Raw genomic sequence first — 13,704 nt, 5'->3', positions numbered from 1 at the left:
TGCCTCGACGGCCTGCCCCTGCCGCGTTTTGCCAGGGCCTTGCACCTGGCGGGCAGGCCTTAGCTGGAGTGGGCCAGTGCGCTGTCCTGCAGCTCGTCCATCGGCAGCTCTTCGTCGGGCAGTGCAGTGATCACGCTGAAGTCACTGATCTCCACTTCGCCGCCGCCGTAACCCAGCAGGTGGAAGGAAAAGGCCTTGCGCAGGGTGGGGTTGTCGAAGTCGAACTGCACGTCCAGCGGTTGCTCGGCCGTGACCTGCATCTCTTCAGGAAAGCCGAGTTGCACGTCCTGCTCGAACTCCTTGGCCTTGAGCTGGATGTAAGCGGTGTGTGCCGGGTCCAGCATGCGCACTTTGAGGTGCACACGGGTCCGGCTGCCTTTGGGCATTTCCAGGTACTGGGCGCCGATCAAGTTATCGGCCCAGTCGTCGCGGATCTGCGGTTGCAGGGCAATGGCGCTGGGGCCGCCGAACTGATAGCGCAGGTTCAGCGGCGTGTTCAGCAGCGACTGATCCAGGGCCTCGGCCAGCCCCGCGATCTGCGGACCACGGCTGTAGTCGGCCTGGCCCAGATAGGTGGCGCGGTCGGCGATGAAGCCGCGGCTGGCATAGCGTCGGCAGCGTTGTTGGAAATCGCATTCGGTAAAGGTGTCGTGGCCGTCGTGGTAGCGCAGCATGCCGTTGGTGAACGAGATCATCTCGCGGCCCGTGTCATAGCTGCGAAACAGCGACCGCCCGCCGAGCGAGGCCGGGATGGGCAGGGCGAAATAGTCGAGCAGCGAGGCGGTCAGATCGACATGGCCGAAGGTACCTGGCTTGAGCCGCGGCAACTGCGCCTGCTCAGGCGCCAAAGTCAGGTTGAAGCCCCACGAGGACGCCAGACGCACGCCATCGATGCCGTGGGACTCGTCGGATGTGATCACCACCAGCGTGTCCTTGAGCACGCCTTGACGCTCCAGCTCATCGAGGAACCGGCCCAGTGCATCGTCCAGATGGGCCACGGCGGCCTGTTTGGGCGAGCCATAGCGCTCCAGGTAGGCGTCGGGCGCAGCATAGGGTTGGTGGGTGCCGACGGTGAGCAGGGTGAGCATCCAGGGTTGCGGCCGCTCGCGCAGCTCACCGATGTAGTCCAGCGCCCCTTCGAAGAAAGCGCGGTCGTCCTTGCCCCAAGGGAACTCAAGGTAATTGTCGTTGGCGAACCACTCCTGCCCGTGTACGGCCTCGAAGCCGATGTGCGGCATGATGCGGTCCTTGGCCATGAAACGCAGCCCGGCCGCTTGCAGGTAGTGGGTGGCGAACCCTGCTTCGCGCAGCTGGGCTGGCAGGCAATCGCGGTTGCGCGCTTGCTGGGTCAACAGTTCGACGCCCTTGGGCGTGCCATCGGCCAGTTTGTCGTAGTCGCCGCACAGCATGGCGTAAAGGCCGCGAATGGTCTGGTGGCTGTGCAACACATAGTCGGGCGTGTTCATGCCGCGCTCGGCCCAGCGGCTGAGGTTGGGCATCAGGTCCTGGTCGAAGTGGCTGTGCAGTGCTTCGCGGTTGGGCCGCAGGTAGGCGCCGGGAATGCCTTCGAGGGTGATCAGCAGCAGGTTGCGCGCCTGGCCCGGGCCGTCGAACAGCCGTTGACCGATCAGATCGCTCTGGGTCAGCCCGGCCGTGGACAGCGCCGGCGCCGGCGTATCGGTACCCAGCCAGTGGCTCACCTCGCGCTGCACCTCGCCGGTGCCGGCGGCCAGCAACTGGTGACTCAAGTTGTATTGCCGCCAAGGCTCGGCCTCGGACGGCAACACATGTTGGCCGGCCCAGTGCACGCCGAGCAGTACCAGCGGCAGCGCCCACAGCGCGTTTGGCAGCGGTCGCTCGCTGACACCTTTGCCGCGCCAGCGGCTCAGCAGCCAGGCGAGCACGCCAGCGCCCAGCAGCAGCGGCAACCAGCCGTGGGCGAGGGCACCGCCGGCGGAGTTCTCCAGGAACTGCGCGTCGAACAGGTAGCCCAGGTCGGCGCTGGTCGGCAGTCGGCCGACGGCACTGACCAGTTCGGCCGAAGCTACCAGCAGCACGGACCAAAACAGCAATACTGGCAATGCCACCCACCAGGCCCGGCGCTGCACGAGCAGCAGTAAAGCGCTGCCGATGGCCAGGTCCGACAGGTAGCCGGCCGGGTTCGACCAGCCCAGCAGCGCACGGCTGGCCAGCGGAATCAACAGCACCAGGGCGGTCAAGGTGAGGGTGCGGGCGCCGTAACGCAGCGGCGTGCCGGTAGGGTGGCTCACGAGCAAAGTCCTTGTTGTCATCGGGTGGTCACAAACATCTGGATGATGATAACAGGGCACCGCTGCGGGCGAGCCGGAAGCGGCAAGTGGTACAGCAAGGTCGGCCTGCACTGGATCGGTGTTTCAGCGCTGAGCCACCCGCTGGTTCAGGTCGAGCGGCCCAACAGCTGCGCCACCGCCTCGATCGCCGCCTGCCGACGTGGCTCCCAGGCGCCTTCGAGAGTCTGCACGGGACGCTGGTGCAGGATCAGCCATTGCAGGCTGTCATCGAAAAACCGTTGGCGCTCGCTCAGCGCCGGCTGGCAGCGCATGCCATCGCCGACCCAATCCACGCCCTCGGGCCGCAGCAGCAGATGCAGGTCATATCGTCGGGCCAGCAGCGCCTCCTCCAACCAGCCTGGGCAGTCGCCGAACAACGTTCGGCTCCAAAGGATGTTGCTGAGCAGATGGGTATCGAGAATCAGCAGGTCGGGCGCCTGGGCACGGGCCTGGTCCTCCCAGGCCAGTTGCCCCTCGGCGATGGCAGGAATGTCGGCATAGCAGGTGTCGCGTTGCTCGCGCTCGATGAAATGACGCACGTACTCACCGACCAGCACACCGCCGAACACCCGCTGCAATTCGCCGCTCAGCCAGCTCTTGCCGCTCGATTCCGGGCCGCACAACACCACCGTTTTCATGCCGGCACCAGCGCAGGATCACGTCGCCATTCGAGGAACCCGCGCACGGCGATCAGGGTGAACAGGGCATACAGCCCGGCGGTGAGGTACAACCCCTTGTAAAGGAACAAACCGACGAAGATCACGTCGAGCACCACCCACAGCGTCCAGCATTGCAGACGCTTTTGCGCCATCCACAGTTGTGCCACCAGGCTGAAGGCGGTGAGGGCGGCGTCCAGCCAGGGCTGCGCGGCGTCGGTCCAGTGCGCCATGGCCGCGCCCAGACCCAGACTGGCGAGCAGGCCCAGCGCCAACCCGGCGCCCATCGCCGGCAGCCCCAGGCGCGTCACATGGCGGGCCTCGGCAGGGCGGCCTGGGCGGGTCCACTGCCACCAGCCGTAGAGCTGCAACACGGCATAGATCAGTTGCAGGAGCATGTCCGAATACAGCCTCACCTCGTAGAAGATCCAGCTGTAAAGCACCACCATGACCAGCCCGATGGGCCAGCACCAAGGGTTCTGTTTGACCGTGAGCCAGACGGCGACGACGCCGAGCGCGGCAGCGAACAGTTCTAGGCCGGACATCGGCATTCCTGTAACGGGTAGAGGGGCCGCGATTGTAACCCGGCATACAGACAATGCTACCGTCCAGAAGCTGGACCCTGCTTTGTGCCTATACCGTAGGAATTGGATGAAACCTTTGTGACGCTGAACTTTTCTGCTGGTATTGGTCCCAAGGGTCGCTGTAAAAAGGCGCGTTTCTTCGTGCTTGCAGGCTTATCACGCAGACACGGGCGAGCCATGCCACCTGCATTTGTCCGTGCCTTCGTGCCGGCCGACAACGACTACTCTCGCATCGACTGAGGTATGGATGGATTTTTGGAGTGCCGCTCAGGCAATCATTCTGGGCATCGTCGAAGGGCTCACCGAGTTCCTGCCGATCTCCAGCACCGGTCACCAGATCATCGTCGCCGATCTGATCGACTTCCGCGGCGATCGGGCCATGGCGTTCAACATCATCATCCAGCTCGGCGCGATCCTCGCGGTGGTCTGGGAGTTTCGCCGCAAGATCCTGGACGTGGTGGTGGGCCTGCCGACCCGGGCCCCCGCCAGACGCTTCACCCTCAACCTGCTGATCGCCTTCATGCCGGCAGTGGTGCTTGGGGTGATCTTCGCCGATACGATCCATGAGTATCTGTTCAACCCCATCACCGTGGCCGCGGCCCTGGTCATAGGCGGCGTGATCATGCTCTGGGCCGAGCAGCGCGAGCATTGCATAGAGGTCGAGCACGTCGACCAGATGCGTTGGGACCATGCCCTGAAGATCGGTTTCGTGCAGTGCCTGGCCATGATTCCCGGCACATCGCGCTCCGGCTCGACCATCATCGGCGGCTTGCTGTTCGGCTTGTCGCGCAAGGCGGCGACCGAGTTCTCCTTCTTCCTGGCGATGCCGACCATGGTCGGCGCAGCGGTGTACTCAGGTTACAAATACCGGCATCTGTTCCAGCCGAGCGATCTGCCGGTGTTCGCCATCGGGTTCGTGGTGTCGTTCATTTTCGCCATGATCGCGGTGCGGGCGTTGCTCAAGTTCATCGCCAACCACAGCTACGCCGTATTCGCCTGGTACCGTATCGTTTTCGGCCTGCTGATCCTGGCCACTTGGCAATTCGGTTGGGTCGACTGGTCGACGGCGAGCGCCTGAGATGGCGAAACAAGGACGACAGCGGCCAACGCAAGCGGCTGGTCGGCGCGTGCCGGCGACCGGCGAACGCTCCAGCCACCCCTCGGCCGAAAGGGCCGCGCCATCTCGACGGCAAGCGCCCGATTCGACGTCGGGCCTGCGCCACCCATGGGTCAAGCTGACCGTTTTCCTCATGCTGTGTGGACTACCGGGCATTGGCCTGGTGCATCTGGCTGCAACGGCCGGCACCTAGGCCTGGCTGGCGCCATGGATGCTGGGCGCATACCTGGCCGCCAGCCTCGCTACCCTGGCGCTCTATGGGTACGAAAAACGCCAGGCGCGCTTGCAAGGTCAACGCATACCCGAGCGTTGGCTGCACCTGTTGGAACTGTGCGGAGGTTGGCCCGGCGCACTCTTGGCGCAGCAACTGTGGCGGCACAAGACGCGCAAGCTGACGTATCAGGCCGTGTTCTGGCTGATCGTGGCCATCCATCAAGGGGTTTGGCTGATGCCAGTGCTCAATGCCAGGCTGGCCGGCTGATCACGTCCGCCTGCCGGCCGACGGCTTGGGCATCACACATACCGCTCCCCACAGGTTTCGAACGACGCCGCCAGGTGATCGATCCAGGCGCGCACTGCCGGCAGCAGTCCGCGTCGATGCGGGTAGACCGCTTGTAACCAGGCCAGTGGCAACGACCAATCAGGCAGCAGACGCACCAGCTCGCCACGCGCCAGTTCCGCCTCGCAGGAAAGGCTGGGCAGCGCGGTGAAGCCCAGTCCCGCGCGCACCGCTGCATTGCGCATGACGAAGTCGTCCACCGCCAGGCGCGGCTCCAGGGCTAGCTCATGGCGACGGCCATCTTCGTGCAGCAGACGCAGGTGCACCAGGCGATCCGCTTCGACCGCGCCCAGCACCGGCAGACCGGCCAACTGCGCGGGGTCGCTCAAGCCAGTGGCAAAACCCGGCGCGGCCACCAGTTGCATCTGCGCCTGAGCCAGACGGCGGGTGACCAGTGCCGCATCTTCGTCGCCCGGCTCGCGTACGCGCAAGGCCACATCGATGCCTTCGGCAATCAGGTCGACCCGGCGGTTGACCAGGACCAGATCCAGCTGCACTTGCGGGTACTGCGCCAGAAAGCCGCTGACGATGTTCGGCAGGAAAGCATGGCCCAGCGCCACCGGGCATGACACCCGCAGCCGCCCGCGTGGCTCGCTGCTCATGCTGGCCACCACTTCGTCGGCCGCCTCGGCCTGCAGCAGCATCGCCTGGCAATGCTGCAAGTAGCGCTCGCCAACCGCCGTCAGCTTGAGCTGGCGCGTGGTGCGTTGCAGCAGGCGTGTGCCCAGCCGCTCTTCCAACTCGGCAATGCGCCGGGACAGGCGCGATTTGGGAATGCCCAGGCGCCGGCCGGCTTCGGCGAAACTTCCGGCGGCTACCACCTCGGCGAAATAGAACAGATCGTTGAGGTCTCGCGCGGTCGAGTGGAGGCGTACAGAGGTCATGGCGCTGGCCGTTCGCAGAAAGGACGGCATCATAGCCAGCACAACCCAGTATCGAAAAGAGCACGCCTGCAGCACCGAACATCTTAGCAGCGCCAAGCGTGCCGGAATCGATCGTCCTACTAATAGGACGATCAAGCGTATTTTTGCCAACTTATCAGTCATTGCTATCTCCCTTAGGATGGCCAGCATCCAGAGCAGCTTGCTGCTTGCCTGCCCTATAGGAGACTTCCATGAAACTGTTGCACATCGACTCGAGCATCCTCGGCGAACATTCCGCCTCGCGCCAACTGACCCAGCAAGTCGTACAGGCCTGGCAGGCGGCGGACCCCAGCGTCGAGGTCACCTATCGCGACCTGGCTGCCGATGCCATTAGCCACTTCTCGTCCGCTACCTTGCTCGCCGCCGGCACCGCCGAAGCCGCGCGTGACGCTGCCCAAGCCTTCGAGGCCCAGCTCAGCTCGCAAACCCTGGCCGAATTCCTCGCGGCCGATGCCGTGGTGATCGGTGCGCCGATGTACAACTTCAGCGTACCGACCCAGCTCAAGGCCTGGATCGACCGTATCGCCGTAGCTGGTCAGACCTTCCGCTACACCGAATCCGGCCCCGAGGGGTTGTGCGGCGGCAAGCGCGTGGTGCTGGTGTCCACCGCCGGCGGTCTGCACGAAGGGCAGGCGAGCGGCGTAGGTCACGAGGATTTCCTCAAAGTCTTCTTTGGCTTCATAGGTGTCACCGACTTGCAGATCGTACGCGCCCAGGGCCTGGCCTATGGGCCTGAGCAACGCGACGCAGCGCTGGCCGCAGCCCAGGCGCAGATCGCCGATGGGCTGTTCGCCGCCTGATCGAAATGCGTGTGTCTCGAACCGGCTGGCGCTTCCTGCATCAGCCGGTTTTTTTCATTGAAATTTCATCTGGATGTGCTGCGCCAAGCTCTAGCCTCTGCATTATTCAGTCAACGCCGAACGCCTCTGTATCCCAATCGGGACAGACGCCCGGAACATCGTTCTGACCTTACTGCAACCCTGCATGGGAATCGCGACATGGGCTCGCTGCGTCTCGCAATCATCCTGGCCCTGAACACGCTGATCCTGCCCGCTCAGGCGAGCGCGTCGAGCGTCGGCCTGCAAACGCTGAATGTGGTGGACCCGGTGGACGGTCTGCCCATGCAGGCACTGGCGTTCTATCCGTCCGAGGCGGCCCCTGCCTCGACCTTGCTCGATGGCTACCGGGTCGAGGCCGCCGAACGGCTGCCGTTGGCGGTCGGGCGTTTTCCGTTGCTGGTGATGTCGCCTGGCAACAGCGGCAGCCCCCTGGCCTTGCACGATCTGGCCACGGCTCTGGCACGGCGAGGTTTCGTGGTGGTGGCGGTGGAGCATCCAGGCGACAACGCCCGCGACCACAGCCGTCTGGGCGCATCGAGCAACCTGTATGGCCGACCGCTGCAGGTCAGCGCTGCGATCACTGCGGCGCGTGCCGACGCCCGCTTGGGCGCCGTCCTCGACCACGGCAAAGTAGGCGTCATCGGTTACTCGGCGGGCGGCGAAACGGCGCTGATCCTGGCCGGCGCCGAGCCGGACCCGGCCCGCCTGCAACAGCACTGCGCGCAATACCCCGACGACACCGACGCCTGCCAGCATCAGGGCGTGTTGCGTGTGGACCATGCAGAGCTGAAGCCGCAGGCCGATCCACGGGTAGGCGCGGTGATGTTGATGGCGCCGCTGAGTTTGCTGTTCGGTCGCCAGTCCCTCGCTCAGGTGCAGGTGCCAGCGCTGATCTACAGCGGTGACCACGATCAGCTGCTCATGCTCGAACGCAACGCCGAAGCCTTGGCGCGCAAACTGCCGCAGCCGCCCGATTATCGCTTGCTGCAAGGCGCAGGGCACTTCGTCTTCATGGCGCCGTGCGACCCCCAGCAGGCGCAGCGCATGAAGGTCTTGTGCGAGGACGCCGAAGGCGTGGACAGGCAGCGCGTCCATCGCACGTTGCAGCGCGAGGCGGCGAAATTCTTCAGGAAGGCTTTGCAGAGCGACGAACAGCAGGTGCAGCGCTGACTCGATGGGGTCGGTGCCTCAGGCCACCGACCGGCCCCTTGCGAGCCGGACAGGTGGCGGACCAGGCGGGTGGTCAACCGCCGGACTGATCTTCCGGCGGCACTTGGCCTTCGGGCCATTCGGGTGCGGGTGGAGCGTCCTGATCCGAGGTGGTGTCGCTACGGTTGGGATCTGTGTTGGGGTTGTCGTGTTTGGGTTCGCCTGGAATGTGCAGGTCGTTGTCGATGTACGGGTCAGTGTCGCGTGGATCGGCCATGGCCAGTCTCCTTCAGGTTTTGCATTGACGACAGAACCTTAGGTCCGCACACGCGCCTAGGTGTTCAGTCTTTCGAGGCGAGCAAGACGGGCGGCGCTGCGATGGCCAATTCACCGAAGCGCTGCGCGGCGTCGATGTAGCGCAATGCCGATTTGGCATCCTTCCACCCCACATAGCTCATCAGCGACTTCAGCTCCCAGCCGTTGGCCGTGGCCCACGTGGCGAAACCACGCCGCAGCGAGTGCCCGGTGTACAGGGCTGCGGGCACCTGCGCACGCTCGAGCATGCGCCGCAGCAGACCGATCAGGCTGTTGCTGTTGAGAGGTGCGTCGCCCAGGTTGCCCCAGCGGTCGAGCTTGCGGAACACCGGGCCGTGGGCCAGGCCTGCGACTTCTATCCATTGCAGATAGGCATTGACCGGGCACAGCGCCTTCAGCGCCGGAGTGCGGTGCTGCACGCCCTGGGCCTCACGGTCGCCCTTGCTGCGCGGTAGGTACAGGCTGATGCCGACCCCGGCCTGGGCCTGGATGTGTTCGACCTGCAGCCGGGCCAGTTCGTCGCCGCGAAAGCCACGCCAGAAGCCCAACAGCAGCAAGGCGCCGTCACGCCGGGCCCGCAGCAGGCTGGGCAGGTCATGCTCGGTAAGGGCTTTGGCCGCCTCGCGTTCGAAACAATCGATGGCACTTTGCAGGTGTTGCAGCAACAACGGCGCCGCCTGGCGCGGTGGCGCCGGATGCAGGGTGCGAATACCGCGCAGCACCTGGCGTACCAGCGGGGCCTTGGTCGGATCGGGAAAGCCCTGGCTGACATGCCACTGGCTGAGTGCCGCCAGGCGCTGGCGCAAGGTGCTGACGGCGTGTACGTCGGCGTGCTCGGCCAGGTAGCGGGCGATGCTGTCAGCAGTCGCCGGCAGAAAGCCGCCCCAGTGCACCTCGAAATGCTCCACGGCCGCCTGGTAGCTGCGGCGCGTGTTGTCGCGGGTGGCGGCGCGTACGTAGCGCTCGATGTCGGTCATGGTGGCGGCTTCAAGCAGGAAATGCCGCCACCTTAAACCAGTGCCCGGTCACGGCCAAGCGCATGGCTCAATGGCTGCACGCTATACGCGCGGCACCACGAAAGGGCGGGTACTGCTCCAGTTGCGTGGCGCACAGCGGGCGGCTGAAGTGATAGCCCTGGGCGATGTCGCAGCCGGCGAGCTTCAGGCACACCAGCTGCTCGCGGGTTTCCACGCCCTCGGCCACCACTTCCAGGCCCAGGCGCTTGGCCAGGATGATGGTCGAGGACACGATCGGGCTGTCGTCATAGCTGTTGCACAGCGGCGCGATCAAGGCACGGTCGATTTTCAGCTTGCTCAAAGGCAGCGCTTGCAGATGGGCGAAACCGGCGTAGCCGCAACCGAAATCGTCGAGGCTGATGGCCATTCCAGCCGCGCGCAGCCGGCGCAGATGTTCGAGCGCCATGCCTTCGCCGTCGAGCACCGTGGTTTCGGTGATCTCGAGTTCCAGTTGCGACGGTGTCAGGCCATGGTGGCGCAGCTTGGCCAGCAGCCGCTGGCTGAAATCGCCCTGGCGCAATTGCAAGGCCGACACGTTGACCGCCAAGCGTGTCGCCACCTCGCGCTGCGACCAGCGCACCAGTTCGACACAGGCCATGCGCAACACTTCCCAGCCCAAGGCGACGATGAAGCCGCTGCGTTCGGCCAGACCGATGAAACGGTCGGGATAGAGCAGCCCGAATTGCGGATGCTGCCAGCGCACCAAGGCTTCGTAGCCGGTGACCTGCAGCGTGTCCAGGCGCACCTGGGGCTGATAGTGCAGGACGAACTGGCGTTCGGCCAATGCATTGCCAAAAGCTTGCTCCAAGGTGAACGCCTGGATGTCGGAGAGGTTCAGCGACGGGTCGAAGAAGCGGTACTGGGCCCGGCCGGCCTGCTTGGCCGAATACATCGCGGCGTCGGCGCAGCGGATCAGGCTGTCGATGTCCTGGCCGTCGCGCGGGCAGATGCTCACGCCGACGCTAGGGCTGGTGTTGACTTCCTGTCCGTCCAGGGCGTAGGTGGCCGAGAGTTTCTCCACCAGGGTGCGCACCCAAGCGTCGATTTGCTCTTCGCTGCGCTCGCCGGCCAGGAGCACGACGAATTCGTCGCCGCCAAAGCGCGAGGCTTGGTCGGTGTCTGCCAGCAGTCGTCGAATGCGCCCGGCGACGGCTTGCAGCAACAGATCGCCGACCTTGTGTCCGAGTGAGTCGTTGATCGACTTGAAGCGGTCCATATCGATGAACAGGATGGCCAGCAACTGTCGCCGACCGCGTTGCACGATCAGCGTCTGGCCGGCTTGTTCGACGAACTGCCGCCGGTTCAGCAAGCCGCTCAGGTGGTCGGTGGCCGCGGCGTGGCTACTCAGCCGGTGCGCGTCTTCCAGACGGCCGATCAATTGCTGGTTGATGCCTTGTGCCTGCTCCAGCGCATTGAACGCGTCCTGACGCTTGTGCAGCAGGCGCAAGCCCCATGCCAGACAAGCGAGGATCAGCGCGGTCATGCACAGGTTCAGCCAGAGCTGGCGTGCCGTGGCCGCGCTGGCACCCGCGAGGATTTCTTCGTGGCGCTGACTGACCACCACGCTGAAGCCGTGGTCGGGCAAGCGCCGATACAGGCTCTGATAGACGCCTTGCGCGTTGGCTTGGGTGATCAAACCGGCATCGCCAGCATCGGCGGGCAGCGTCGGCATCAGCATCTGGCCCGCTGCCGTCACGCCTTGATGGTCGATGCGTAGCCGCTCCTGACCATCGTCCTGCAGAACACGTACCAGGCCGCTGCGCCCCAGATCGATGTAGTGGGACAGCGCCGCCAGATAACCCGCATCCAGTTCCACCAGCAGGACGCTGTCCAGTGAGCGCGCGGGTTCACGGCCTGCGTGACGGCGCGCAGGCGCGCTGAGCGGCAGCATGAACAGCAAGCGCGGCGCGGCGGATGACGCATTGGTCGGTAGATCGAGGTGGACCAGCAGTGGCGCGAAGCCGCTGCGCCCGACCTGCCGGATCAGCTGCGCCATCCAAGCCCGAGGAAGACTGACCCTGTCATCCGGCTGGCTCGACGACAACAGCAAGCCTTGCCGATCGTAGAGCGACATGCGCGCGAAGACAGGGTCCTGTGCCAGCAACAGCGCCAAATTGAACGGTGCCGGTCCTTGGTCATCGGCGCTCGCACGCGCCACCCGCCCGATCACCTGCGCGCGGTCGACGACCTGACGCAAGCTTTGGGCCATCACGCTGGCAAGGTTCAAGTGCTCGGCAGCCTTGGCTTGCAACGCCTGTTCGCGCAGGGCGGTCCTCTGCGAAAAATGCAGCCCCCAAAGAAACAGCAGGGTGACGACGCATAACGTCAGCAGCAGCTGTGGAAGCAGACCGGCGGAAGAGAACGTACGACGGGTCACGGCAAGGGCATCTCGGCCTGGAGGGTGGCCGGGAAGGTACGGCAGGCACATGACAGCCGAATGACTAGTGGCGAAATGCCTGTCTGCTGTCGATCTCATCACCTTTTTCAACCTTCTGTGAGGCCTGCGTTTCGACATCTAACGAGACGTGTGTCTCGAACGCCACGCTACGGGCGTTTTCCAGGAGCGCCTAAACCGGCCATTTCGTACTGGTCGCTACCGGGAATACCTGTACAAAGCCGCAAATAGCCTCTCAGATGCGATAAGCCGTGATTATTCAATGTGATAAATCGCTTTAAAATTTGTAATTTTCAGAGCAATATATATCGTAATTACATAGTACGTAATACAGTACGAAATTGTTGGAGTACGTATGGCCAGAGGCGGCATAAACAAGGCAGTGGTGAAACAGGCGCGTCAGGCGCTAGTGGCTCGAGGGGAAAATCCCAGCATCGATGCGGTCCGCGTCGAACTGGGTAATACCGGCTCGAAAACCACCATCCACCGCTATCTCAAAGAGCTGGAAGCGCAAGACCCGGCCGCTGGCGGCGCCCCCACGCTCAGCGAACAGCTCACCCATTTCGTCCAGCTGCTGGCTAGGCAGGTGGAAGACGAAGCGCGGGCCGAGCTCAACAATGCGCAAGAGGCATTCGACCAGCAGCGCGAACACCTGCAAACGCAACTCGACCTGGCTCAGCAGGCCCTCGCGACAGCCCATCAGCAGCAGCAGGTGCAAGCAGAGGCGTTGGCTGCCGAGTCCGAGCGGCTGAACGAGACCGCCGCCTCCCTGCAAGCCGAACAATTGCGCAATGCCAGCCTCAACCAGACCCTGGGCGAGTTGCAGGTACGCTTGACCGACAAGGACGAACACCTGCGCTCTTTGGAGGAGAAGCATCGGCATGCCCGCGACGCCTTGGAACACTACCGCGCCGCTACCCGCGAACAACGCGAGCAGGACCAGCGTCGCCACGAAGGACAGGTGCAACAGCTGCAGGTCGAACTGCGCCAGGTGCAGCAGAGCGTCGTCGTCAAGCAGGACGAGCTGACCCGCCTGCACCGCGACAACGAGCGTCTGCTCGCCGAGCAGCGTCAAGCCGTTGCGCAGCTCAAGGTGCGTGACGAGCATCTCGAACAACGCGACGCGCAGATCGACGGCTTGCGCTCGATGCTCGCGCAAGTGCAGGGGGCCAGCGACGAACTGCGGCGACAGGTAAGCAGCCAGGCGCAAGCGTTGGAGCAGCGGCAGGGCATCTGTACGGAGCAAGCTCGGCAACTGGAGCGTTTGCAGGTGGAGTTGCAGAGCGCCAGGGAAGGATGGCAGGCGTGCAGGACGCACGTGGATCGACTAGAGAAGCGGCTTCAAGCTGGGATACAGACTCAAGAAGGCCCCACGCCTTAGGCGAGGGGCCGGTCGGAATCAGTGTTCGCTATCTTTGGCCGCTTCGGCGGCCTTGGCCGACTCCACACCCGCGCTGGACAGTTTGATCGGATAGCTGACGCTGACATTGTGTTCGTCCACCGTCACGCTGCCATCATGGATCAGACCTTGGTCCTGCAACGTCTTGAGCATACCGGCCACGGCTTTTTCGCCACGGTAGTTATCGAGGATCTCCTTGCCCAGCCCGTGGGGATGGGCATGCAGGAGACGCGTCAGCAGTTCGGATTGCAGTGCTTGGTTGCTCATGTAGTTACCTCGAGGTTGGGTTCATCTGAACAGCGATGGCCGCCATGTGCAGTACGGTTGAGCCTGTCGCAGCGCAAACGTTTGAATTTTTTCTGCGCCACGTTGGTGCACTGCGAAGGAACCGTGCCGTTCGCTCGCGGTTCCCATGCTACACAAGCGCTGCGTAGCTGAGTCGC

At 64.2% G+C, this 13,704-nt stretch carries 13 protein-coding genes; 5 read left to right on the top strand and 8 right to left on the bottom strand.

Features of this window, described 5'->3' with window-relative positions; genetic code table 11:
- Positions 1–59: 59 nt before the first annotated feature.
- The 3 genes from ACSMEV_RS14125 to pnuC form a co-directional block, all read right to left on the bottom strand.
- Positions 60–2,291, bottom strand: a complete 2,232-nt coding sequence (locus ACSMEV_RS14125) for an LTA synthase family protein (protein WP_459205706.1) — start codon at positions 2,289–2,291, stop codon at positions 60–62.
- 125 nt (positions 2,292–2,416) lie between these two features.
- Positions 2,417–2,947 carry an AAA family ATPase gene (locus ACSMEV_RS14120; RefSeq protein ID WP_459205705.1) on the bottom strand — a complete coding sequence of 177 codons (531 nt, stop codon included), beginning with the start codon at positions 2,945–2,947 and terminating at the stop codon, positions 2,417–2,419.
- Positions 2,944–3,510: a nicotinamide riboside transporter PnuC gene (pnuC, locus tag ACSMEV_RS14115; RefSeq protein WP_459205704.1), complete on the bottom strand. Its 567-nt coding sequence runs from the start codon at positions 3,508–3,510 to the stop codon at positions 2,944–2,946. Before pnuC ends, ACSMEV_RS14120 begins: the two co-directional genes overlap by 4 nt.
- A gap of 286 nt (positions 3,511–3,796) precedes the next feature.
- On the opposite strand from pnuC, the gene ACSMEV_RS14110 reads away from it, so the two are divergent.
- Both ACSMEV_RS14110 and ACSMEV_RS14105 read left to right on the top strand, forming a co-directional pair.
- Positions 3,797–4,627: an undecaprenyl-diphosphate phosphatase gene (locus ACSMEV_RS14110; protein ID WP_459205703.1), complete on the top strand. Its 831-nt coding sequence runs from the start codon at positions 3,797–3,799 to the stop codon at positions 4,625–4,627.
- A 250-nt stretch (positions 4,628–4,877) separates the two neighbouring features.
- On the top strand, positions 4,878–5,147 hold the full coding sequence (locus ACSMEV_RS14105) for a DUF1294 domain-containing protein (RefSeq protein ID WP_459205702.1): 270 nt from the start codon (positions 4,878–4,880) through the stop codon (positions 5,145–5,147).
- 32 nt (positions 5,148–5,179) lie between these two features.
- On the opposite strand, the gene ACSMEV_RS14100 is transcribed toward ACSMEV_RS14105, so the two are convergent.
- A complete protein-coding gene (locus ACSMEV_RS14100; RefSeq protein WP_459205701.1) occupies positions 5,180–6,109 on the bottom strand; it encodes a LysR substrate-binding domain-containing protein in 930 nt (309 codons plus the stop codon).
- A 230-nt stretch (positions 6,110–6,339) separates the two neighbouring features.
- Between ACSMEV_RS14100 and ACSMEV_RS14095 the strand changes: the two genes are divergently transcribed.
- Together ACSMEV_RS14095 and ACSMEV_RS14090 are read left to right on the top strand one after the other, a co-directional pair.
- Positions 6,340–6,948 carry an FMN-dependent NADH-azoreductase gene (locus ACSMEV_RS14095; RefSeq protein ID WP_459205700.1) on the top strand — a complete coding sequence of 203 codons (609 nt, stop codon included), beginning with the start codon at positions 6,340–6,342 and terminating at the stop codon, positions 6,946–6,948.
- A 198-nt stretch (positions 6,949–7,146) separates the two neighbouring features.
- On the top strand, positions 7,147–8,157 hold the full coding sequence (locus ACSMEV_RS14090) for an alpha/beta hydrolase family protein (protein WP_459205699.1): 1,011 nt from the start codon (positions 7,147–7,149) through the stop codon (positions 8,155–8,157).
- A 73-nt stretch (positions 8,158–8,230) separates the two neighbouring features.
- Here ACSMEV_RS14090 and ACSMEV_RS14085 read toward each other — a convergent pair whose 3' ends face one another.
- The 3 genes from ACSMEV_RS14085 to ACSMEV_RS14075 form a co-directional block, all read right to left on the bottom strand.
- Positions 8,231–8,413: a hypothetical protein gene (locus ACSMEV_RS14085; RefSeq protein ID WP_313739264.1), complete on the bottom strand. Its 183-nt coding sequence runs from the start codon at positions 8,411–8,413 to the stop codon at positions 8,231–8,233.
- Positions 8,414–8,477: 64 nt separating this feature from the next.
- The gene (locus ACSMEV_RS14080; RefSeq protein WP_459205698.1) at positions 8,478–9,428 is read right to left on the bottom strand and encodes a site-specific integrase; all 951 of its coding nucleotides are present in this window, start codon (positions 9,426–9,428) and stop codon (positions 8,478–8,480) included.
- A 67-nt stretch (positions 9,429–9,495) separates the two neighbouring features.
- A complete protein-coding gene (locus ACSMEV_RS14075; protein WP_459205697.1) occupies positions 9,496–11,844 on the bottom strand; it encodes a putative bifunctional diguanylate cyclase/phosphodiesterase in 2,349 nt (782 codons plus the stop codon).
- Between the two features lie 373 nt (positions 11,845–12,217).
- Between ACSMEV_RS14075 and ACSMEV_RS14070 the strand changes: the two genes are divergently transcribed.
- Positions 12,218–13,243, top strand: coding sequence for a DNA-binding protein (locus tag ACSMEV_RS14070; protein ID WP_459205696.1), 1,026 nt, complete (start codon positions 12,218–12,220; stop codon positions 13,241–13,243).
- A gap of 18 nt (positions 13,244–13,261) precedes the next feature.
- On the opposite strand, the gene ACSMEV_RS14065 is transcribed toward ACSMEV_RS14070, so the two are convergent.
- Complete coding sequence (locus ACSMEV_RS14065; protein WP_459205695.1) at positions 13,262–13,528, bottom strand: hypothetical protein; 267 nt, start codon at positions 13,526–13,528, stop codon at positions 13,262–13,264.
- Positions 13,529–13,704 lie beyond the last annotated feature (176 nt).

Source organism: Pseudomonas sp. MLB6B (genome assembly GCF_054508135.1).
Note: the sequence above shows the minus strand (reverse complement) of the source record. Positions and strands in the feature narration are given on the sequence as shown.